18 protein-coding genes are annotated in these 20,382 nt (G+C 54.6%); 5 read left to right on the plus strand and 13 right to left on the minus strand.

Annotated elements, in window-relative coordinates; genetic code table 11:
- Positions 1-247 precede the first annotated feature (247 nt).
- Both rho and trxA read right to left on the minus strand, forming a co-directional pair.
- Positions 248-1,507: a transcription termination factor Rho gene (rho, locus tag ACIGCM_RS15475; protein ID WP_397502973.1), complete on the minus strand. Its 1,260-nt coding sequence runs from the start codon at positions 1,505-1,507 to the stop codon at positions 248-250.
- Positions 1,508-1,742: 235 nt separating this feature from the next.
- The gene (gene trxA / locus ACIGCM_RS15480) at positions 1,743-2,069 is read right to left on the minus strand and encodes a thioredoxin TrxA (protein WP_339488867.1); all 327 of its coding nucleotides are present in this window, start codon (positions 2,067-2,069) and stop codon (positions 1,743-1,745) included.
- A gap of 518 nt (positions 2,070-2,587) precedes the next feature.
- On the opposite strand from trxA, the gene ppx reads away from it, so the two are divergent.
- The gene (gene ppx, locus ACIGCM_RS15485) at positions 2,588-4,090 is read left to right on the plus strand and encodes an exopolyphosphatase (RefSeq protein ID WP_397503315.1); all 1,503 of its coding nucleotides are present in this window, start codon (positions 2,588-2,590) and stop codon (positions 4,088-4,090) included.
- Here ppx and ppk1 read toward each other — a convergent pair.
- Both ppk1 and hemB read right to left on the minus strand, forming a co-directional pair.
- The gene (ppk1, locus tag ACIGCM_RS15490; protein ID WP_397502974.1) at positions 4,077-6,287 is read right to left on the minus strand and encodes a polyphosphate kinase 1; all 2,211 of its coding nucleotides are present in this window, start codon (positions 6,285-6,287) and stop codon (positions 4,077-4,079) included. The two genes, ppx and ppk1, sit on opposite strands and share 14 nt — an antisense overlap.
- Before the next feature lie 18 nt (positions 6,288-6,305).
- The gene (hemB, locus tag ACIGCM_RS15495) at positions 6,306-7,319 is read right to left on the minus strand and encodes a porphobilinogen synthase (protein WP_397502975.1); all 1,014 of its coding nucleotides are present in this window, start codon (positions 7,317-7,319) and stop codon (positions 6,306-6,308) included.
- A 271-nt stretch (positions 7,320-7,590) separates the two neighbouring features.
- Between hemB and ACIGCM_RS15500 the strand changes: the two genes are divergently transcribed.
- Complete coding sequence (locus tag ACIGCM_RS15500) at positions 7,591-8,190, plus strand: DedA family protein (protein WP_397502976.1); 600 nt, start codon at positions 7,591-7,593, stop codon at positions 8,188-8,190.
- Between the two features lie 15 nt (positions 8,191-8,205).
- On the opposite strand, the gene ACIGCM_RS15505 is transcribed toward ACIGCM_RS15500, so the two are convergent.
- Complete coding sequence (locus ACIGCM_RS15505) at positions 8,206-9,441, minus strand: sterol desaturase family protein (protein WP_397502977.1); 1,236 nt, start codon at positions 9,439-9,441, stop codon at positions 8,206-8,208.
- Between the two features lie 316 nt (positions 9,442-9,757).
- Here ACIGCM_RS15505 and elbB point away from each other — a divergent pair, with 316 nt between their 5' ends.
- Together elbB and ACIGCM_RS15515 are read left to right on the plus strand one after the other, a co-directional pair.
- Entirely contained in the window at positions 9,758-10,429 is a 672-nt protein-coding gene (elbB, locus tag ACIGCM_RS15510; RefSeq protein ID WP_397502978.1) for an isoprenoid biosynthesis glyoxalase ElbB, read from the plus strand.
- 130 nt (positions 10,430-10,559) lie between these two features.
- Positions 10,560-11,030 (plus strand): thioesterase family protein, encoded by a 471-nt coding sequence (locus ACIGCM_RS15515; RefSeq protein ID WP_397502979.1) that lies wholly within the window; start codon positions 10,560-10,562, stop codon positions 11,028-11,030.
- Positions 11,031-11,127: 97 nt separating this feature from the next.
- On the opposite strand, the gene ACIGCM_RS15520 is transcribed toward ACIGCM_RS15515, so the two are convergent.
- The 5 genes from ACIGCM_RS15520 to ACIGCM_RS15540 all read right to left on the minus strand — a co-directional run bounded on the left by ACIGCM_RS15520 (position 11,128) and on the right by ACIGCM_RS15540 (position 16,933).
- Complete coding sequence (locus ACIGCM_RS15520; protein WP_397502980.1) at positions 11,128-11,583, minus strand: YaiI/YqxD family protein; 456 nt, start codon at positions 11,581-11,583, stop codon at positions 11,128-11,130.
- A gap of 75 nt (positions 11,584-11,658) precedes the next feature.
- Entirely contained in the window at positions 11,659-13,560 is a 1,902-nt protein-coding gene (locus tag ACIGCM_RS15525; protein WP_397502981.1) for an FTR1 family protein, read from the minus strand.
- A gap of 297 nt (positions 13,561-13,857) precedes the next feature.
- Positions 13,858-14,199 carry an enhanced serine sensitivity protein SseB C-terminal domain-containing protein gene (locus ACIGCM_RS15530; protein ID WP_397502982.1) on the minus strand — a complete coding sequence of 114 codons (342 nt, stop codon included), beginning with the start codon at positions 14,197-14,199 and terminating at the stop codon, positions 13,858-13,860.
- A gap of 81 nt (positions 14,200-14,280) precedes the next feature.
- A complete protein-coding gene (rhtB, locus tag ACIGCM_RS15535; protein WP_397502983.1) occupies positions 14,281-14,913 on the minus strand; it encodes a homoserine/homoserine lactone efflux protein in 633 nt (210 codons plus the stop codon).
- A 103-nt stretch (positions 14,914-15,016) separates the two neighbouring features.
- Positions 15,017-16,933 (minus strand): ATP-binding cassette domain-containing protein, encoded by a 1,917-nt coding sequence (locus tag ACIGCM_RS15540; protein WP_397502984.1) that lies wholly within the window; start codon positions 16,931-16,933, stop codon positions 15,017-15,019.
- 50 nt (positions 16,934-16,983) lie between these two features.
- Between ACIGCM_RS15540 and ACIGCM_RS15545 the strand changes: the two genes are divergently transcribed.
- Positions 16,984-17,448 carry a TIGR02444 family protein gene (locus ACIGCM_RS15545; protein WP_397502985.1) on the plus strand — a complete coding sequence of 155 codons (465 nt, stop codon included), beginning with the start codon at positions 16,984-16,986 and terminating at the stop codon, positions 17,446-17,448.
- 4 nt (positions 17,449-17,452) lie between these two features.
- Here ACIGCM_RS15545 and ACIGCM_RS15550 read toward each other — a convergent pair whose 3' ends face one another.
- The 3 genes from ACIGCM_RS15550 to ACIGCM_RS15560 all read right to left on the minus strand — a co-directional run bounded on the left by ACIGCM_RS15550 (position 17,453) and on the right by ACIGCM_RS15560 (position 20,341).
- Complete coding sequence (locus ACIGCM_RS15550; RefSeq protein ID WP_397502986.1) at positions 17,453-18,712, minus strand: AlgP family protein; 1,260 nt, start codon at positions 18,710-18,712, stop codon at positions 17,453-17,455.
- A 364-nt stretch (positions 18,713-19,076) separates the two neighbouring features.
- The gene (gene rsd / locus ACIGCM_RS15555) at positions 19,077-19,550 is read right to left on the minus strand and encodes a sigma D regulator (RefSeq protein WP_397502987.1); all 474 of its coding nucleotides are present in this window, start codon (positions 19,548-19,550) and stop codon (positions 19,077-19,079) included.
- 299 nt (positions 19,551-19,849) lie between these two features.
- Positions 19,850-20,341, minus strand: a complete 492-nt coding sequence (locus tag ACIGCM_RS15560) for a disulfide bond formation protein B (protein WP_397502988.1) — start codon at positions 20,339-20,341, stop codon at positions 19,850-19,852.
- Positions 20,342-20,382 lie beyond the last annotated feature (41 nt).

Below are 20,382 nucleotides of genomic sequence, written 5' to 3' on the forward strand. Positions count from 1 at the left end.
TCAGAAGGCCAAAAGCCAATTCACACAAACACAAAAGCCGGGATCAGTACTGATTACCCGGCTTTTGCGAATCTTACAGCGCAACAAGTCACTTGATCTAAACACGACTCACCGCAAACCGAGGCTGCGTGTGCAAAGGTCAGGCAAGGCAGAAATTACCGAGGCCGCGCAGTGTACGAGTAGTACATAAGCACGCCGAGGTAATTTCTAACGCGGCATCACCGCAGCACACACGGCCGCAAGCCAATTACTTACGCTTCATGGACATGAAGAACTCTTCATTAGTCTTGGTCGCTTTAAGCTTGTCGATCAAGAATTCAATGGCAGCAATCTCATCCATCGGGTGCAGCAACTTACGCAGAATCCATATGCGCTGCAGCTCGTCTTCTGCTGTCAGCAACTCTTCACGGCGGGTACCGGAACGGTTGATGTTGATCGCAGGGAAAACGCGCTTTTCAGCGATACGACGATCCAAAGGCAGTTCCATGTTACCGGTACCTTTGAATTCTTCGTAAATCACTTCGTCCATCTTCGAGCCGGTTTCAACCAACGCAGTCGCCAGAATGGTCAGCGAGCCGCCTTCTTCGATGTTCCGGGCGGCACCGAAGAAACGCTTTGGCTTCTCCAGAGCGTGAGCATCAACACCACCGGTCAACACCTTGCCGGAGCTTGGGATCACAGTGTTGTAGGCCCGTGCCAGACGCGTGATTGAGTCGAGCAGAATGACCACGTCTTTCTTGTGCTCAACCAGACGCTTAGCTTTTTCGATCACCATTTCAGCAACCTGCACGTGGCGGCTTGGTGGCTCATCGAAGGTCGAAGCAACCACTTCGCCGCGCACTGTGCGCTGCATTTCAGTCACTTCTTCCGGGCGCTCATCGATCAGCAGAACGATCAAATGGCACTCAGGATTGTTACGTGTGATGTTGCTGGCAATGTTCTGCAGCATGATGGTCTTGCCCGCTTTTGGCGGGGCGACAATCAGACCACGCTGACCTTTACCAATCGGCGCACACAGGTCGATAACACGACCGGTAATGTCTTCCGTGGAGCCGTTACCAGCTTCCATAACCAGGCGCTTGTTTGGAAACAACGGCGTCAAGTTTTCGAAAAGAATTTTATTCTTCGCGTTCTCAGGACGGTCGTAGTTGATCGTGTCGACCTTGAGCAGTGCGAAGTAACGCTCGCCTTCTTTAGGCGGGCGGATTTTACCAACGATGGTATCGCCAGTACGCAGGTTGAAGCGGCGGATCTGGCTTGGCGAGACGTAAATATCGTCTGGGCCCGCGAGATACGAGGCATCAGCGGAACGGAGGAAGCCGAAACCGTCCTGCAGAATTTCCAGTACACCATCACCGGAAATTTCTTCGCCGCCTTTGGAGTGTCGTTTCAGTAACGAAAAGATCACATCCTGCTTGCGCGAGCGGGCCATGTTATCGATGCCCATCTGTTCGGCCATTTCGAGCAGTTCAGTGATCGGCTTTTGCTTGAGTTCGGTCAGATTCATAGGAATGACGTAATCATTGTGAGGAGGGAAAATAAGCTATTAGCTTGGGAGGCCGCGCCGCACTTGAAGGCGACTGGATCGCGAAATGATTCGAAAAGGAATGCGTCGGCGACGGCTATGCAGGGGGCTGTATAGGAAATACAGCGAGGCCGAATGTAACATCGTGCAAATGCGCACGTCTAGCCTTTAAATACAAAAAAGCCCCGATTTTTTCGGGGCTTTTGCGCATAACCGCTTAGATATTGCTATCTAGGAACGCAGTCAGTTGCGATTTCGACAGTGCGCCAACCTTGGTCGCCTCAACGTTGCCGTTCTTGAACAGCATCAGTGTAGGAATACCACGCACGCCGTACTTCGGTGGCGTGTCTTGGTTCTCGTCGATGTTCAGCTTGCAGACCTTAAGTTTGCCTTGGTAAGTCTGGGCAATCTCGTCCAAAACTGGTGCAATCATTTTGCACGGGCCACACCACTCAGCCCAGTAGTCGACCAGAATAGCGCCTTCGGCTTGGATAACTTCTTGGTCAAAGCTTGCGTCGCTGACGTTGGTGATGAATTCGCTCATGGAAATCTCCGTGTTCGGAAGCAACAAAATTGGCAGACATCATAACGCGGCTTTTCCGTCACAGCTAGAAAAGCACAATTGCGTTTATTAATAACTCAATACAATTTCCATATCACACTAGTCTCCGAGCGTGACAAAAGCGATACCGGCGCGCAATGCAGCAGCGCGTACAGGCGGCTGCATCGCCTTCTGCGTCGGCCTTTTTTGCACGCCGCCCAAGCGCTTTAAAAATCTTAGTAGGTTCCTTCTAGGTTTCCATCGTTCGGGGCAACGCCTGACGTTCAAGGACAATATCAGCGCTAGACCTGACAATCCCGAGCATGGATTGATTACCTCTGGCCTGCAAAATGTGTCGATGGAAATCAATATCACTCGATCGCAAGGCCATGTGCATCAGTTGGACAGGCGCTATCAGGCCTTATGCCCCGTAAAAAGACCTGCTTGCGAAGTGCTAGGCGTTGGCGTGATCAGTTGATCGTGGCACGATGAGCGAGTTAAGCATCGAGATATCACATGCCATGCCAGAAAATGCTAATGAGTCATTCCCATTGATTGCCGCTATCGACCTTGGTTCTAACAGCTTTCATATGGTGTTAGCCAAAGCCGATCATGGCGAGATTCGCATCCTTGAACGTCTCGGCGACAAGGTCCAACTCGCCGCCGGTATCAATGATGAGCGGCTTCTCAACGAAGAGGCGATGCAGCGCGGCATTGACTGCCTGCGTCGGTTTGCTCAACTCACCGCCAGCCTGCCCCAAGGCGCGGTACGCATCGTCGGCACCAATGCCTTGCGTGAGGCACGCAATCGCGCGGAGTTTATTCAGCGGGCTGAAGCCGTACTTGGCCATCCGGTTGAAGTGATTTCCGGCCGTGAAGAGGCGCGACTTATTTATCTGGGCGTCTCCCACAGCATTGCCGACACGCCGGGTAAGCGTCTGGTCGCCGACATCGGCGGCGGCAGTACCGAGTTCATCATCGGTCAGCGTTTTGAGCCGTTGCTGCGCGAAAGCCTGCAGATGGGCTGCGTCAGTTACACCCAGCGCTTCTTCAAAGACGGCAAGATTACTCAAGCCCGTTATGCGCAGGCCTACACCGCTGCACGCCTTGAGATAATGGGCATCGAGCATGCATTGCGGCGCTTGGGCTGGGAGGAAGCCGTTGGCGCTTCCGGCACCATCAAAGCGATCGGCCTGACCATCCAGGCGGCTGGCTTGGGTAAGGGCGAAGTGAACAGCGAAGGGCTGGCCTGGCTCAAGCGCAAAGTGCTGAAGATTGGCGAGATAGACAAACTCGATCTCGACGGGATTAAAGTGGATCGGCGCGGCATTTTCCCCGCGGGCCTAGCGATCATGGAAGCCATCTTCGATGCCTGCGATCTCACTAGCATGTCGCATTCGGAAGGCGCTCTGCGTGAAGGTGTACTCTATGACTTGCTGGGTCGCCACCACCATGAGGATGTCCGTGAACGCACCCTCAGCGCTTTGATGGAGCGCTATCACGTTGACCTTGATCAAGCTGCTCGCGTTGAATCAAAAGCGCTGGAAGCCCTCAACCAGGTCGAAAAGGCCTGGTCACTGAGAGAGGATTGGCATAAAGAACTGCTGGTCTGGGCAGCGCGGGTCCACGAGCTGGGTTTAGATATCGCCCATTACCAATACCACAAGCATGGTGCGTACTTGGTCGAGCACTCCGACCTTGCGGGCTTCTCACGCATTGACCAACAAATGCTGGCGTTGCTGATACGCGGCCACCGGCGCAATATTCCCAAAGACAAACTCGCCGAGTTTGGCAAAGAAGGCATCAAGTTGATTCGCCTGTGCGTGCTGCTGCGCTTTGCGATTTTGTTCCACCACATCCGCAGCACTCAAGACATGCCCAAAGTCGAGCTAAAAGCCTCAGGCCAAAGCCTTGAGTACCGTTTCCCGGATGGCTGGCTAGAGGCCAACCCGCTCACTCAGGCTGACTTCACCCAGGAAGCGGAATGGCTCAAGCGCGTGGGCATCGAGCTTAGCGTGCGCTAACCAGCGGCACCGTTAGCTTATCAAGCAACCCGGCCTGCGCACTGCGCGGGTTCTGGTTGCCCGTTGGGCTGCTTTGCAGGTAACGCCCATCAGGCTGCAAGACCCAGCTGTGGGTGTTGTCGCTGAGGTACATTTCCAGCTCTTTCTTGACCCGCATAATCAACTTCTTGCCCTCAACCGGGAACGCAGTTTCAACCCGCTTATCGAGGTTGCGCTCCATCCAGTCAGCACTCGACAGGTAAATTTTCTCCTCGCCTTCATTGAGGAAGTAGAAAACCCGCGTGTGCTCGAGGAAGCGGCCAATAATCGAACGCACCTGAATGTTGTGCGAGACGCCAGGAATGCCCGGGCGCAGGCAACACATGCCGCGCACGACCAAATCAATCTTGACCCCACTCTGGCTGGCTTTGTACAAGGCCCGGATGATCTTGGGATCAGTCAACGAATTGAACTTGGCCATGATGTGCGCAGGCTTGCCTTCAGTGGCCAGCAAGGTTTCCTTGGCAATCATGTCGAGCAAGGTTTTCTTCAAGGTAAACGGCGCATGCAGTAACTTTTTCATGCGCAGGGTTTTACCCATGCCGATCAACTGGCTAAACATTTTCGAGACGTCTTCACAGAGCGCAACGTCTGCCGTCAGTAAACTGTAATCCGTGTAAAGACGAGCGTTACCAGCGTGATAGTTACCTGTGCCCAAGTGTGCATAACGGACAATGTCGCCACTTTCGCGGCGCAGAATCAGCATCATTTTGGCGTGGGTTTTAAAGCCGACAACACCGTAAATAACCACGGCACCCGCAGCCTGCAAGCGACTGGCTAGCTGCAGGTTGGACTCTTCGTCAAAACGTGCACGCAGCTCGATGACCGCCGTAACCTCTTTACCGTTGCGCGCTGCTTCAACCAGCGCATCAACGATCTCCGAATTCGCGCCCGAGCGATACAGCGTTTGCTTGATCGCCAGAACGTGCGGATCTTTAGCGGCCTGACGAAGGAAATCGACAACCGGCGTAAATGATTCAAAAGGGTGCAGCAAGAGGATGTCTTGCTTGCTGACAACGTTAAAAATGTTGTCGCTGTTTTGCAGCAGCTTCGGAATAACCGGCGTAAACGGGGTGTACTGCAGCTCCGGGTGGCTTTCCAAGCCGGTGACGCTGAACAATCGCGTCAGGTTTACCGGGCCGCCAACACGGTAAAGCTCGCTCTCGGCCAAACCGAATTGCTTGAGCAAGTAATCGCTGAGATTAGTTGGGCAGGTGTCCACCACTTCAAGGCGCACTGCGTCACCGTAGCGACGCGAGAACAGCTCGCCGCGCAAGGCGCGCGCCAGATCTTCAACATCCTCGGTATCCACCGACAAGTCGGCGTTTCGGGTCAGCCGGAATTGATAACAGCCCTTGACCTTCATGCCGACGAATAAGTCATCCGCATGGGCGTGGATCATTGATGAAAGGAATACGTAGTTGTCCCCTGCACCGCCGACTTCTTCCGGCACGCGGATAATCCGCGGCAGCAAGCGTGGCGCGGGGATAATCGCCAAACCTGAGTCGCGACCAAAAGCATCAACACCCTCAAGCTCAACGATGAAGTTCAGGCTTTTGTTCACCAACAGTGGAAATGGGTGCGTTGGATCAAGCCCGATAGGGGTAATGATCGGCGCGATTTCGTCGCGAAAAAAACGCCGCACCCAAGCCTTGATCTTGGTGTTCCAATGCCGCCGGCGGATAAAGCGCACGTTGTGCTTTTCAAGGGCTGGCAACAGGGTGTCATTCAAAATGCTGTACTGACGCGTGACCTGCTCATGCACCAGCTCAGAAATACGCGCCAACGCCTGATGCGGCTGCAAGCCATCGGCAGCCGCTTGCTCTCGGGCGAAGGTGATCTGCTTTTTCAGGCCCGCGACGCGAATCTCGAAGAACTCGTCCAAATTGCTGGAGAAGATCAGCAAGAACTTCAGACGCTCCAGCAAAGGATATGACTCGTCCAGCGCCTGCTCAAGCACGCGGATGTTGAATTGCAGCTGCGACAGCTCACGGTGGATATACAGGCTACTGTCATCCAGGCTCGGCACCACCATTGGCGGTGCCGGATGCACCTCCGCAACAACAGGCGCAGCAGGTGGCGTCTCGGTAACGTCTACCGGAACCTCAACAGCAGCCGGCGTTTCAGTTTGCAATTCAGTCAATCCTTCGGTGTTCATTCGCGGGGTTCCCGAGGGCTATTGCCCTTGTTTTAACAGTTCGGCCGCACGCACGGCAAAGTAAGTCAGAATACCGTCAGCACCTGCTCGTTTGAAGCCAGTCAACGACTCAAGAATCACCGCCTCGCTGAGCCAGCCATTCTGGATAGCCGCCATGTGCATGGCGTATTCGCCGCTGACTTGATAGACAAACGTAGGCACCTTAAATTCCTGTTTAACGCGCCAAACGATATCAAGATACGGCATGCCTGGTTTAACCATGACCATATCCGCGCCTTCAGCCAGATCAGCCGCCACTTCATGCAGCGCCTCATCGCCATTGGCCGGATCCATCTGGTACGTATTTTTGCTGCCTTTACCCAAATTAGCTGCTGAGCCCACGGCGTCACGGAATGGCCCGTAGTAGGCGCTGGCGTATTTAGCAGAGTACGCCATGATCCGCACGTTGCTGTGGTCAGCCAGCTCCAATGCTTCACGGATGGCCTGAATACGTCCATCCATCATGTCTGAAGGTGCCACAACCTGGGCACCGGCATCGGCATGGGACAGCGCTTGCTTGACCAGCGCATCAACAGTGATGTCATTCTGCACATAGCCGTCGGCGTCAAGGATGCCGTCCTGACCATGGGTGGTGAATGGGTCCAATGCGACGTCGCTGATTACGCCAAGCTCTGGGAAGCGCTCACGCAAGGCACGGATAGCGCGCTGAGCAATGCCTTCAGGGTTCCAGGCTTCGCAGCCATCTAAGGTTTTTTTCTCAAGCGGGGTGACCGGAAATAAAGCCAGGGCGGGAATACCCAGCCCGACCCACTTCTCAGCCTCTTGCAGCAACAAGTCGATGCTTAGGCGCTCGACCCCTGGCATTGATGGGATTTGCTCACGGCGATTTTCACCATCAAGCACGAACACCGGCAGAATAAGGTCATCAACACTCAGGCGGTTCTCGCGCACCAGACGCCTGGAAAAATCATCACGACGGTTACGGCGCAGGCGTGTGGCAGGAAACAGACGGTTGGCGGGGGTAAAACTCACGACAGACTCCATAGCCCGTAGCGACGGGCGAGTGTGACAGTTATAAACGAACATTATGACCAATTAATGACAGCCTTCCGCTCAGTGCGACTGCGCGTCGCATCTCGGCTCAAAACAGCTGCGCTCAACCTATCAGACCAAGCAGGCAGGGACTTGGGCACAAATTAATCGAGTTATTGTGACCATCCAGCCCGGTGCCGTCGAGCATAGCCGAGTACTTCCCGAGCAGCGGAAGGAGTAATCTAGGCGCCTTCACGATCGAGGCACCTTAATGCTTGAGAATTTCCTTCATCAGTTCGGCTATTTGGCGCTGGTATTGGGCACATTTATTGAGGGCGAAGCCTCGGTATTGCTCGGCGCATACTTGGCCTTGCAAGGCTATTTAAAGATTGAGTGGGTGGCGTTTTTTGCATTCTGCGGGACCCTGGCGACCGATCAATGGTGGTACTTCCTAGGCAGACGCCATGGCCGCAGATTACTGGCGAAAAAGCCTAAATGGCAAAAAGCTGGCGACAAGGCTCTGCATCACCTGCGGCGCAATACCGACCTATGGGTTCTGAGCTTCCGGTTTATTTATGGCATGCGCATGGTCATGCCAGTCGCGATAGGCTTATCCGGCTACTCATGGCGCCGCTACCTAGTGCTAGACAGCATTGCCGTAGCCGTCTGGTCGATAGGCATTAGCTACGCCGCGTATCACCTCGGCAGTGCCTTGCAGTCAGTACTTGGCGATCTTCGCCACTATGAGTTCTATCTGCTAGGCAGCCTTGCCGTGATCGGCTTGAGCCTGTGGTTATACAGGCTGCGTAAGGCGCGCAAACAATCTGCAGCGTTACAGGCTGCTGACGCTCCCGACCACTCATCCAACTAGTCAGCGCAACCCAACTCAGGCGGCAACGGCGTGGTCATGACGCCGCTCTGCCAGCAAGGCAAGACAACTCAAGGCACTGTAGACCGCCAACAGAAGCCAAGCCAACCCGCCCATGGCGACCACACCCTGAAGATCTGCCAGCCACAGCAATGGCAGATTAAGCGCAAGCCGCAACAGCTCAAGGCGCATTGCCCAGTCACGGTTCTCCAGCCACATGCCAATGCTGTACAGGCCAAACCCGACCCAGAGACAACCAGCCAAGAGAGCCAGCACACTCAGTTGCCCAGCGTTAGCCATAAAGTAACTACCGCCCAGCACATATACACCAAATTGAACCGTTGCGTAGACTTTACGGTAGAGGCTCAGCGGCACGTCAAACTTCACAAACTGGCTGAGGTCGGGCTTGGCTTGAGGATAGGCTGCCGCAACATCTGCCGGACGCCAGCCCGTACGCATAAACCATATCCGCAGTTTGTCCCAGGTTGATGACGTACGCTTGGCGTCTTCCCACAGCGCCGCATAGACCTGCAAATTGGCCCACAGAGGATTCCAGCTGGCCAATGGCGTGGTTACGCCAAATACCACAGGGTGTTCGTCGAGCTCTTCTTGGAAGGAGCCAAACAAACGATCCCAGAGGATAAAGACGCCACCGTAGTTACGGTCCATATAGATCTGGTTTTGCGCGTGATGCACCCGGTGGTTGGATGGCGTGATAAAGACCCACTCAAACAAGCCCAGCTTAGGGATATGACGGGTATGAACCCAGAATTGATACAGTAAATTCAGCGATGCCACCGCCAGAAATACCAAAGGTGGCACCCCAATTAGTGCCATCGGCAGATAGAAAATCCAACCAAAGATAAAACCCGTGCTGGTCTGACGCAACGCGGTGGTGAGGTTGTACTCCTCGCTTTGGTGATGCACAGAATGCGCGGCCCAAAGCACACTGCGCTCATGGCCTAAACGATGATTCCAGTAATAACAAAAATCATAGAAAACAAAGGCAAATACCCATACCCAAAGGCTGTCTGCAGCCAACTCAAACTGGCCGAAATGCTCCCAGGCAATGGTATAGGTGAGCAAACCAATGACTTTTGTCACCAAACCAACCGTGGTCGACAATACGCCAGCGCTCATACTGTTGATCGAGTCGGACAGGTTGTAAGTGCTCACGCCTCGCCAGCGATCCGCAATGAGTTCAAGGGCGATCAGCAGAAAGAAAAATGGCACTGCATAGAGGATGTAATTCATATCTAAGCCGCTAATGACTATTATTATTTTGACTCTAAAAGCATAGTTCAGCCGTGCCGCTCGTTCGCGGCTGAACAAGCCAAATTCAGTGGCATTTGACGACAGTTATGTTGTCCTCAACAGCTCTCTCTTGGCAAGGTATAGCGAGCAAAGACAGACATGGCCATATGCAACATCCCGAGAAATTAAGAGTCGAAGCTTTCATAGCGCGCTTACTTCGCGCCGCACGACCTGCCACACACTTGTTGGGGTGCCGGATCACATTCAGACCTAAGGTCCAGAGTGCCAGCCGGCCTAGCGCAATTAGGAGTACGCAATGCATAAAAAAGTAGCGGTGATTCTATCCGGTTGCGGTGTGTATGACGGCGCCGAGGTCCAGGAAAGTGTGATTACCTTATTGCGTTTAGACCAGCGCGGAGCCCAAGTTCAATGCTTCGCGCCAGACATCGACCAACTGCATGTGGTTGACCATTTAACTGGCGATGAAACCGGTGAAAAGCGCAACGTTTTAGTCGAGTCGGCGCGTATCGCCCGCGGCGAAGTCAAAAATGTCCAAGAGCTGAGCGCTGATAACTTCGACGCACTCATCATGCCGGGCGGCTTTGGCGCTGCGAAAAACCTCTCTGACTTTGCTGTCACAGGTGCCAACTGCACGGTGCAACCTGACGTGCTAAAGGCTGTGCAAAGCTTTGTCACAGCCAATAAACCCGTGGGATTGATGTGTATTGCTCCAGCCATGGCAGCGCGTTTTTTCGGCGAGGGCGTCAATTGCACCATCGGCAACGACCCAGATACCGCCAGCGCACTCACGGCCATGGGCGCAGTCCATCACGATTGTGAGGTCAGTGAGATATTTGTAGACCAGAACCGCAAACTGGTGACGACTCCCGCTTATATGCTCGCCCAATCCATCAGCGAAGCTGCATCAGGCATCTATAAACTGGTCGACCGAGTGCTTGAGATGACGCATAAAGAGCCCATCAAGTGATGTAAAACCCGGTGTTGGAGAGCTATTTGTCGGGTTATCCGGCCAATGAGCGCGGCACTCCTGCCGCGCCTCTAGTCAGGGCCAATAGAGTGGGGCAGCGTAACCAATACTTTGCTTATGTGAGCTGCCAATGCCCCCGCAACCCTTCGAACTGACCGATGAGCTAGAGCAAGCGGTCAAAAGTTTTTTTCAGCGAATTCCGTTCAACAACGTGATCGGCATTGAGATTGATCAGCTCTCTTGTGAGCAAGTGCTTATGAGCTTTGCCATGAAAGATGAATTGATCGGCAACTTTATTCACGGCATTTTGCATGGCGGCGTTATCTCTTCGGTGCTGGATGTCGCTGGCGGCGCAATGGCATTGATCGGCGCATTTGAACGCCACCAACACCTTTCAAGCAGTGAGCGTATGGCGCGGCTTTCCAAGCTGGGTACCATCGATCTTCGGGTAGACTATTTACGCCCGGGGCGTGGCCAGCGCTTTGTTGCCAGCGCCGTATTGTTGCGCTCCGGCAATAAGGTCGCTGTGGTGCGCAGCGAACTGCACAGCGACGATGGCACGCTGGTCGCTGTGGGTACCGGCACCTATTTGTGTGGCTAGCAGTGCTGAAGTGAGCTCAGGCCTATGCTGATACTGACTAATCTATCGAGCTGCCTATATCCGTTCATGCGCAGTCTGGCCTTGACGCTGTACAACTTTAGGTGCGGTTTAAACGGGTAAGGATGCGATCCAGGCTGTTGGCAAACTGCTGACGGTCTTTGTCTGAGTATGCCCCTTGTCCGCCACCCACCTGGCCTTGCTCGCGCAAGTCAGTGAACAAATTACGCACCGCCAGACGTTCGCCCATGTTGCGCTCATCGAACTCTTTGCCACGCGGGTCGAGCGCTGCCACACCCTTCTTCACCAGACGGTCAGCCAGCGGCACGTCACTGCAAATCACCAACTCACCAGGAACCGCATACTCAACCAGATAGTCATCGGCGGCATCCGGCCCGCTCGGCACCACAATTAAGCGCACACAGGCAAAATTGGGGCGAGGCTGCGCTTGCCCTGCAACCAGCACCACTTCAAAGCCGCGCTTCAGTGCGAACTTCACCACTTGATCTCGCGCAGCTCGCGGGCATGCGTCGGCATCTATCCACACACGAGCCATGTAGCGATTCCTTTAGAAAGAGGGGTAAACCCGGCACCGTCAATGGCACGCCGGGCGCGGTATTTTGCAACCATGTTATTCGGCACTAACCGCCGCACGGCGGCGTTCAGTTAGCCAACTGCGGCCATAGAGTAGCGTGATTGCAACCAATGCCAGCGCCTGCGCACTGAGACTGTAGGCGTCTGGGTGTATACCCAGCCAATCAAACTCAAAGAAGCGCACCGGACGCGTACCAATCACTCCAGCTTCCTGCAAGGCTGCTATGCCGTGACCTGCAAAAACCACCGAGAGCACGCAGAGAAGTATCGCATTGACGGTAAAGAAGGTCGCCAATGGCAGCTTGCGCGAGCCTCGCAGAATAATCCAAGCAACGCCTAGCAAAAGCACCAAGGCTACGGCTGCACCCGCGAACACCATATTGTGACCTGCAGGCCCAGCCTGCAGCCACAAGGTCTCGTAAAACAGAATCACTTCAAATAGCTCGCGGTAAACCGAGAAGAAGGCCAACAGAGCAAAGCCGAAACGCCCTCCACCGCCCACCAGGCTGCTATTGATGTAACTCTGCCAAGCGGCTGCATGCCGACGGTCGTGCATCCACACGCCCAGCCACAACACCATAACACTGGCGAACAAGGCCGTTGCGCCTTCAAGCAACTCACGCTGGGCACCGCTGACATCAATCAAATAAGCCGCCAATGCCCAGGTGCCAACGCCGGCCAAAATAGCCAGCCCCCAACCAACGTGGACACTGCGCACCGCTTTTTCTTGGCCAGTGTTGCGCAAAAAAGCCAGAATCGCGGCGAGAACCAAAATCGCCTCAAGCCCTTCACGGAGCAAAATCAACAGGCTGGAAATAAACGTCAGGGATGCTGACATTCCCGCGCCACTGTCGAGCAGTGCAGCGGACTTATCCAGCTCAGCCTTAGCGTGGTCAAGGCGTTGCGCCGCTTCAGCGACGGGCAGGTTGTCCTGCAATGCTTGACGATAAGCCATCAGCGCCTGCTCAGTGGTTTTACGCTGCACCGAGTCAATGTTGTCCAGAGCGCTCTCAACCAACTCGAAACCTTCGAGGTAAGCGCCAACCGAGAGATCGTAAGCCTGTTCTTTATCGCCATCGCGATAGGCCTTCAGGCTCTTTCTCAGGGTCAATTCAGTGTGGCCAATCAATTGCGATGCGCCACGCTGCTCAACCGGTGGAGCAGCACGTTGCGCACGGAACAATGCAGCCGCATCTTTGCCTTGGGCAGACTCAATCTCGGCCGGGGTTTGTCCGGCCAGACTGGCGATACCGAACGACTCGCCTTTGAGCGATAAGTCAGCGGTAAAGCTGGCAATATAACTGGCCAGATCCCAGCGCTGGCGCTCATCCAGCTGATCAGCAAATGCCACCATATCAGTGCCTTCGACACCCAAACCGATGGTGTTATAGATGTCGTAGAGGCTCAGGTGATCAAGGCGTGCGCCATTACGTAAATTTGCCGGTGGCGGCTCAAGACCAACACCTGCAGGACCATCACCCGCGCCTGTAGCGCCGTGGCACACAGCGCAGTTCTGCGCGAACAGCGGAGCGCCGCGTGCAGGATCAGGAGTGATCGAAGGTGCCTGACTCACTTCATAGCTGCTGGCCAGCAATGCAGCCAATTGCCGCGCTTGCAGCGCTACCACAGCACCATCGTCACGTTGCTCAACATGTTTACGTAAACTGGAAACACCTTTTTCCAGCTGGTCGCGATTATCATTGGCGGGCAATGCCACGATCAGACCTTGGAGCACGCCTAGAAACTCCAGCTGTTCGCGGTACTCGCCCGCATCAACCACTTCACCATTGGCGACGGTGGCTGGGTAATCGGCACCCAAATAGCCCAGCATATGAAGCGCCTGAGCCGTTCCTTCGGCTGACTCGGCTAGGGCCGTCAGGCTGCAAAGTGCAATCAACGGCAACAAAAGCCAAGTATAAATACTGCGTCGAACGTGCATATGGGACTCAATATCAAATACGAATGTGTGTCGTTATATTGTTATTGCCCTAGGGATTTTCCTCAACCACTGAATGCAGGCTGGCGGGCGACGATTTGTCGCAAATCGCCAGCAGCCGAGTACCCACTCCGTTATAAGAAAGTGCCAAAGCCTTAGACAGATGATGCCTACAGCACAAGGGTTGCAGTGCGCTTAACGATGCCCAACGGTGAGCAGCTTGATGAAAACCCATGAGCGGCGCGATTGCGAACCCTATGCCCAGGGAAACCCGCACTGGCAAGGGCCTGATGTGAGAGGTTAATCGCAGCGATAAAATGGCTTGCAGGATTGACGAACCGAGTCTGAAAACGCGTCAGCCGAAAGTTCTATCAAATCCAGCTCCATATCTTCCGGCAACATCTCGGAGACTGCCGCCGCCAAGCGACGTTGCACTGCAGTCGTGGCGGGACCAATAGCCAACATCAAACGCGGTGTCCTTGCATCGCCCTGACTGCGCAATGCCACGAAATAAGCCTGGGTAATCGCTAACTCCGCGCAGATCGGAATCAGGGCTTTTTCTAAGGGTGGCAAATTCAATGTAACAACAGAGGGACGCAGCTTTTCTTCCGTAAAACCGGACTCGATGAATGTCGACGACATGCTGTTACTCAGCCAAAAAAATACAGACTAAAGTCTTTCAGTGGCTATTACACCACTGCGTTAAAGCACGAGCGTACCACATCAAACAGCCGCGCGACGAACAGTTGCTAACAAGCTCGCTGCTCCCACAAAAAGCACCGCAAAGCTACGGTTCATCAACCGTTGCTGGCGTGGCGAGCGCAACATGCGCAGAACCTTTGAAGCCAACCCGGTATACCCAGCCATTACGATCAGGTCGACGCAAATCATGGTCACGCCCATCACTGCATATTGGCCAACCAGCGGCTGATGGGGGTTTAGGAACTGAGGTAGCACCGCGAGCATAAAGACAATGGCTTTAGGGTTGCTGAAGTTGACCAGAAAGCCCCGCAAGACCAAAGTTAAAGGCCGTCCAATCGGACGCTCTGAGGACTCAGCATTCAGGTCGCTTGGCAGCGCTCGCCATTGCCGGTACGCAAGGTAGACCAGATAGAACACACCGAACCATTTGATCAGGCTGAAGGCCAACGCCGAAGTCGCGAGGATAGCGCCAACACCAGCAGCAACAATGACGATTTGTAGGGCCAGGCCGATCTGCAATCCCAGTGCGTTCCAGTAGCCACGCCAAAAGCCATATTGCAGGCCAGCGGACATCGAAGCGATAGCACCTGCACCAGGCGAAAGGCTGATAATCCAACACGCCACAAAAAATGCCAGCCAGGTTTCAAGTGCCATGACCATCTCTCCGAATACAGACTAAAAAAGGATAAACGCTAGCCTACCCCTTTCGTTAAAAACCGCCCAGCATATCGCACTAAAGCTAAATTAGCCTTGAGGCCTAGGAGGCGTCTTCGAGCTGTTTTTGCAACGACTCCAGCGCCTCCAAAGCTTCCATCCAGCGCTCTTCCAGGTCGGCCTCAAGCGTTTTCAGCTTGGCTTGCTCTGCGAGCAATTCGCGCAGCTCATCTTTGCGCGCGGCCTCATAAATTGCCGCATCACCCAGCGAGCCTTCGATTCGCGCAAGCTTGTCGTGCAACTGGCCCAATTGCTTTTCCAGCGAGTCAGATTCACGTTTATGCGGCGCTAATTGTTGGCGCAATGCAGCGGCGGCCTGGCGTTGTGCACGCTTGTCAGTACGGTCAACACCAGCGTCGTTACGCACAGCGGTTGCTGGCGCCTGGCGTGCGCGGAAATCAACCAACCAGCGGGTGTAATCCTCAAGGTCGCCATCAAAGACGCGCATACCGCCATCAGCCACCAACAAGAACTCATCGGTGGTACTTTTCAGTAAGTGGCGGTCATGGGATACCACCACCACCGCGCCAGAGAACTCTTGTAGCGCCATGGTCAGCGCAAGGCGCATTTCCAAGTCGAGGTGGTTGGTTGGCTCATCGAGCAACAGCAAGTTGGGCTTGCCCCAGGCGATGAGTGCCAGTGCCAAGCGGGCCTTTTCGCCACCCGAGAAGTTCTTTACCGGCTCGTCACAGCGCGGGCCTCTGAAGTCAAAACCACCGAGAAAGTCGCGCAAGGTCTGCTCACGCTCGGTGGGTGCTAAACGCTGAAAATGTAATAGCGGGCTGGCTTTATCATCCAACGCATCCAACTGGTGCTGGGCGAAGTAGCCCACCACCAGGTTTTCACCGCGCTGCAAGTGGCCAGAAATGGGCTGTAATTCGTTGGCCAAGTTTTTTATCAGGGTCGACTTACCGGCACCGTTTGGGCCGAGCAAACCAATACGCGCGCCAGGTGCGAGGTTGAGCTTGACCTTCTGCAGAATGACCGTCTGGCCATAGCCTAGAGACGCATCATCGAGGTCCAGCAGCGGGCTGGAAATCTTATCGGCTTCACGAAAGCTGAAGTCAAAAGGCGAGTCAACGTGGGCAGGGGCAAGTTCTTCAAGGCGCTCGAGGGCCTTGATCCGGCTCTGCGCCTGGCGTGCCTTGGTGGCTTGCGCCTTAAAGCGCGCAATGTATTTTTCCATGTGCGCACGCTGCGCTTGCTGCTTCTCAAACGCTTGTTGCTGCTGAGCCAGGCGTTCAGCACGGGTGCGTTCGAATGCAGAATAGCCACCACGATAGAGCGTGAGCTTTTGTTGATCGAGGTGGGCAACGTGATCAACTACAGCATCAAGGAAATCGCGATCGTGGGAAATCAATAACATCGTGCCCGGATAACTTTTCAACCAGCCCTCGAGCCAAAGAATTGCATCCAGGTCCAAGTGGTTGGTGGGCTCATCGAGCAGTAACAGATCGGAGGGGCACATCAACGCCTGCGCGAGGTTCAGGCGCATCCGCCAACCGCCGGAAAAATCGCCAACCTGGCGATCCATCTGCGCATTGTCAAAACCTAAACCGGCGAGCAATTTGCGCGCGCGCGCTTCAGCGGTGTAACCGTCCAGGCTATCGAGCGCGGTGTGCAGACGCGCAACCGCTGCGCCGTCGTGTTCAGCTTCGGCCTTGGCCAACTCAGCTTGCACCTGACGCAGATGTACGTCACCGTCTAGGACATAATCGACCGCAACGCGCTCAAGAACGTCGACCTCTTGGCGCATATGGGCGATACGCCAGTCAGCTGGCAGCAAACAGTCACCGGCATCAGCGCTAAGCTCGCCACGCAGCAAGGCAAACAGGCTGGATTTACCGGCGCCATTGGCTCCGATCAAACCGGCTTTGTGACCGGCGTGCAGGGTCATCTCAGCGTCTTCTAGCAGACGTTGAGGGCCGCGTTGTAATGTAAGGTTCAAGAGTCGAATCATAATGGCGGCGGAGTCTATCAGAGTCCTTCGCGACAATCCCGGAAAGCACTATGTCCTCTGATCTATGGCGATTCGCCGAACGCTTTTATCAACGCCCAGAAGTCGAACAGGCCTGCCTGACGTTACAAGGTTTGGGCAGCGATGTGTGCTTGCTGCTATGCGCAGCATGGCTAGGAAAGCGCGGCGTGATCTATAACCCGGAGCATGCTGAGAAAATGCGCTTACTCGCTCGCCCCTGGCAACATGGTGTTGTAACTGCTTTGCGTCAGGTGCGGCAGGATTGGCGCACAGCGGCTAACCACGACAGTGAGCTGGCATTGCTACGGGAGCAGGTTAAGCGCCTGGAGATTGAGGCAGAACGGATAGAGCTTCAGCGTTTAGCCGCATTGACGGCTGGCTGGATAGATGGCCCTGAAGACACCTTGATGGCATGGCTGCAAGGCATGGCACCCGTGCTCAATGAAGTAGGCCGCGACGCGCTGGAACAACTGCACATCGCGGCCCAATACCGCTAACGACTTAAGACTCAGTAGAGCCAGAGTTATTAGCGGGCGTTACCTGTGACGGGGCTGCTGGGGCTGCTGGAGACGCACCATTCGCTGCTGGTTTAGCGACTGACTTACGCGCCGCTGCTGGCATACGGGCAATCGGCTTAGCAGCAGGGATGTCCGTAATGGGGTGCGATGCTGGAGCCTGGGTCGCAGGCTTTGCAGCTGCTGGCTTGGTCACTGGTTTAGCTGCAGGTTTGGCCGCTGCTTTAACCGCTGGCTTAGCCGCTGGCTTAGCCGCAGGTTTGGCTGCTGCTTTAACCGCTGGCTTCGCTGCAGGTTTGGCTGCTGCTTTAACTGCGGGCTTCGCTGCTGGTTTGGCCGCTGCTTTAACCGCTGGCTTTGCTGCAGGTTTGGCCGCTGGTTTGGCCGCTGGCTTCGCTGCAGGCTTGGCTGCTGCTTTAGCCGCTGGCTTTGCTGCAGGTTTGGCTGCTGCTTTAACTGCGGGCTTCGCTGCAGATTTGGCCACTGCTTTAACCGCTGGCTTAGCTGCAGGTTTGGCCGCTGCTTTAACTGCGGGCTTAGCTGCTGGTTTGGCCGCTGCTTTAACTGCGGGCTTAGCTGCAGGTTTGGCTGCTGCTTTAACTGCGGGCTTCGCTGCTGGCTTGGCCGCAGCGGCACGGGCAGGTGCCGGCTTAGCGGCTGCAGGCTTACGCGCAGCTGGTTTGGCAGGGGCCTTCGCAGCAGGGGCTTTGGCCGCAGCTGTTTTTGCAGCAGCAGCCGGCTTGCGCGCTACTGGCTTCTTAGCTGCAGGTTTAGCAGCGGTGGTCTTTGCCGCTGGCTTGGCTGGAGCAGCTTTGACAACGACGGGCTTAGCATCGCGATTGGCAATAGCCTTACTGGCTGCCTCTTTAACTTTGCCCACACCTTGTGCCAGCTTCAGGCTTTCCTGTGCATCACGCTTTAGCTTGACGATATAACCACGGGTTTCCGTCTGGCGTTCTTTCACCGCGTCCAGCAACTCCTCAAGTTCAGCAACACTGGACTTGGCTTTCTTCTGCGCTTTACTTTTGCCGGCGCTGGCAGCAGCTTCTAATTTGCCACGTGCCTTATGCAATTTTTCTTGAGCATTGCCACGCTGAGTTTCTAGCTTGGCGAGCAGTTTTTCTGCGTCAACCAAAGCCTTGCTGCATGCATCTTCCAGGAGCTCCATTAAGCTACCGGAGAGTTGCTGAAGTAAGTGCAACGGGGTCGAAACCGATTTTTTGTTTGCGCTCTTTTTCGCCGACATGGCTCGCCTCCTGGCGGTTATTGATGAGCCCATACTAGACGCCTGACTCATCAGTCGCTAGTGATCCGCTCATTTGTTGAATTATTGGCGAAAATATTTGCACAGGCGCTCATCAATTTTGAGCACTCACGTCGCCAATAATAGGACCTGAATTCTTCAGACCCATAATTCAGCAGAATGTGCCCTATCACCACGCAAGTCGTGACCAAGCGATATCACAGACAGCAAAAAGCCCAGCACGGGCAGCCCGTGCTGGGCTTACAAAACACCTGTCATCTCGCTGAAAGCTACGAAGAAATGCAGCGCTTTAAATCTGTGCCATGCCTACCAAAAGCAGGCCCAAACTATTCATTAGCCAAGGTGCTTAAACGGCAGCGGTCGATTGCTCTTGATGTGAGTTATGCAACACTTCAATCAGGCAGTCCTCGAGTTCGAAACGCTCGTGAAGTAATTCACCGAGGCGATTGAGCTCGTTCACCAATGAAGCGTTATCGCGGCAATCACCATTGTCACAACGGTCGTTAAACGACAGTGCAACCTCAGTGATTGAATCAATGCGTGGCCAGATCTGCTTGGCCAACTCAAGGCCGCGCTCATCACCAAATGCTTTGGCTTCGCTGGTGAGCTGCTCATAGACTTCAAAGTGGCCGGCTGAAACGTAATCGACCAAAACCTCGCAGAACTTTTGCACAGCAGGTTCGTTGCTACTGACAGCAGTAGTAGGCGCGTTGGCAGCTGTATAAGCCAAAACCAATTCCTCGCGTTCCTTTAGCCAACGATCAATCAGCAGGTGGACCCCACCCCATCGTTCCTGAGCGTTCTGACAACTATCGAGCATGATGACCTCACTCCCCTTATCGGTTTCTCTGTTATACGCCCGATTCGAGACATTTTTCTAACAATCGGCTTGTTCAATGTACGACTGGAACCCTGTATGGCGGGTGCCAACTGTTCTTGTAAAAGCCAGAGTATGCTCCCCGCCAATTGCCAGCAAGGCACTCTATCGAGAAAATTTCATACGAGCGTTTAATCTGTGCCCCACGCAGAATAGGGGTTACAGCTTCAGAATAGGGTATAGGCCGGCGCACAGCCGCTGAGCTGAACAGCATTTCCAGCTCAGCATGCCCTCAAAGAGTCTTAGTTGCGGCGAAACAATTGCAGCAGGGTAAAAATGATCATGGCGATGAATGCCAGCAAACTCCATTCAGGAATGCTCATGCCAAACAGCGTCCAGTTGACCTCGGCGCAGTCGGCAGAGCCGTGCAATACCACCCGGATAATTTCCTGGAACGGCAGCGCGTCCATCATGTACTCAAGGCTTGGCAAGCATGCTGGTAACTGATCAGCCGGAACACTTTGCAGCCAGATCTGACGAGCCGCAGTACCTGCACCGATCAACGCGCTGAGCATAGCCAGGCTTGCATAGACCCGCCGCCCGATACGCCCCGGGCCGTGGATCGCTGCAATTAAGCAGACCACAGCAAAAATAATGACTGCAATGCGCTGCAAGATGCATAACGGGCAAGGTTCTAAGCCAACAACATGCTCAAGGTAAAGCGCACCGCCCATCAAGGCGACACAACCCAGGAAGGCGAGCAAAAACAGACTACGAGGGCTAGCCAAGTACATGGTGGCTCCGAAGGATCATGACAAAGGCGCCTACGGTAGTA

The organism is Pseudomonas sp. NPDC078700, from assembly GCF_044542375.1.
Classification (GTDB): Bacteria; Pseudomonadota; Gammaproteobacteria; order Pseudomonadales; family Pseudomonadaceae; genus Aquipseudomonas.

Excerpts from the sequence above, each read along its gene's own strand:
- ppx (WP_397503315.1), top strand. The coding sequence starts at position 2,588 with ATGCCAGAAAATGCTAATGAGTCATTCCCATTGATTGCCGCTATCGAC.
- ACIGCM_RS15505 (WP_397502977.1), bottom strand. The coding sequence starts at position 9,441 with ATGAATTACATCCTCTATGCAGTGCCATTTTTCTTTCTGCTGATCGCC.
- rho (WP_397502973.1), bottom strand. The coding sequence starts at position 1,507 with ATGAATCTGACCGAACTCAAGCAAAAGCCGATCACTGAACTGCTCGAA.
- ACIGCM_RS15500 (WP_397502976.1), top strand. The coding sequence starts at position 7,591 with ATGCTTGAGAATTTCCTTCATCAGTTCGGCTATTTGGCGCTGGTATTG.
- rhtB (WP_397502983.1), bottom strand. The coding sequence starts at position 14,913 with ATGGCACTTGAAACCTGGCTGGCATTTTTTGTGGCGTGTTGGATTATC.
- ACIGCM_RS15525 (WP_397502981.1), bottom strand. The coding sequence starts at position 13,560 with ATGCACGTTCGACGCAGTATTTATACTTGGCTTTTGTTGCCGTTGATT.
- ACIGCM_RS15550 (WP_397502986.1), bottom strand. The coding sequence starts at position 18,712 with ATGTCGGCGAAAAAGAGCGCAAACAAAAAATCGGTTTCGACCCCGTTG.
- ACIGCM_RS15515 (WP_397502979.1), top strand. The coding sequence starts at position 10,560 with ATGCCCCCGCAACCCTTCGAACTGACCGATGAGCTAGAGCAAGCGGTC.
- ACIGCM_RS15530 (WP_397502982.1), bottom strand. The coding sequence starts at position 14,199 with ATGTCGTCGACATTCATCGAGTCCGGTTTTACGGAAGAAAAGCTGCGT.
- trxA (WP_339488867.1), bottom strand. The coding sequence starts at position 2,069 with ATGAGCGAATTCATCACCAACGTCAGCGACGCAAGCTTTGACCAAGAA.
- ACIGCM_RS15560 (WP_397502988.1), bottom strand. The coding sequence starts at position 20,341 with ATGTACTTGGCTAGCCCTCGTAGTCTGTTTTTGCTCGCCTTCCTGGGT.
- ACIGCM_RS15520 (WP_397502980.1), bottom strand. The coding sequence starts at position 11,583 with ATGGCTCGTGTGTGGATAGATGCCGACGCATGCCCGCGAGCTGCGCGA.
- rsd (WP_397502987.1), bottom strand. The coding sequence starts at position 19,550 with ATGCTCGATAGTTGTCAGAACGCTCAGGAACGATGGGGTGGGGTCCAC.
- ppk1 (WP_397502974.1), bottom strand. The coding sequence starts at position 6,287 with ATGAACACCGAAGGATTGACTGAATTGCAAACTGAAACGCCGGCTGCT.
- ACIGCM_RS15545 (WP_397502985.1), top strand. The coding sequence starts at position 16,984 with ATGTCCTCTGATCTATGGCGATTCGCCGAACGCTTTTATCAACGCCCA.
- ACIGCM_RS15540 (WP_397502984.1), bottom strand. The coding sequence starts at position 16,933 with ATGATTCGACTCTTGAACCTTACATTACAACGCGGCCCTCAACGTCTG.
- elbB (WP_397502978.1), top strand. The coding sequence starts at position 9,758 with ATGCATAAAAAAGTAGCGGTGATTCTATCCGGTTGCGGTGTGTATGAC.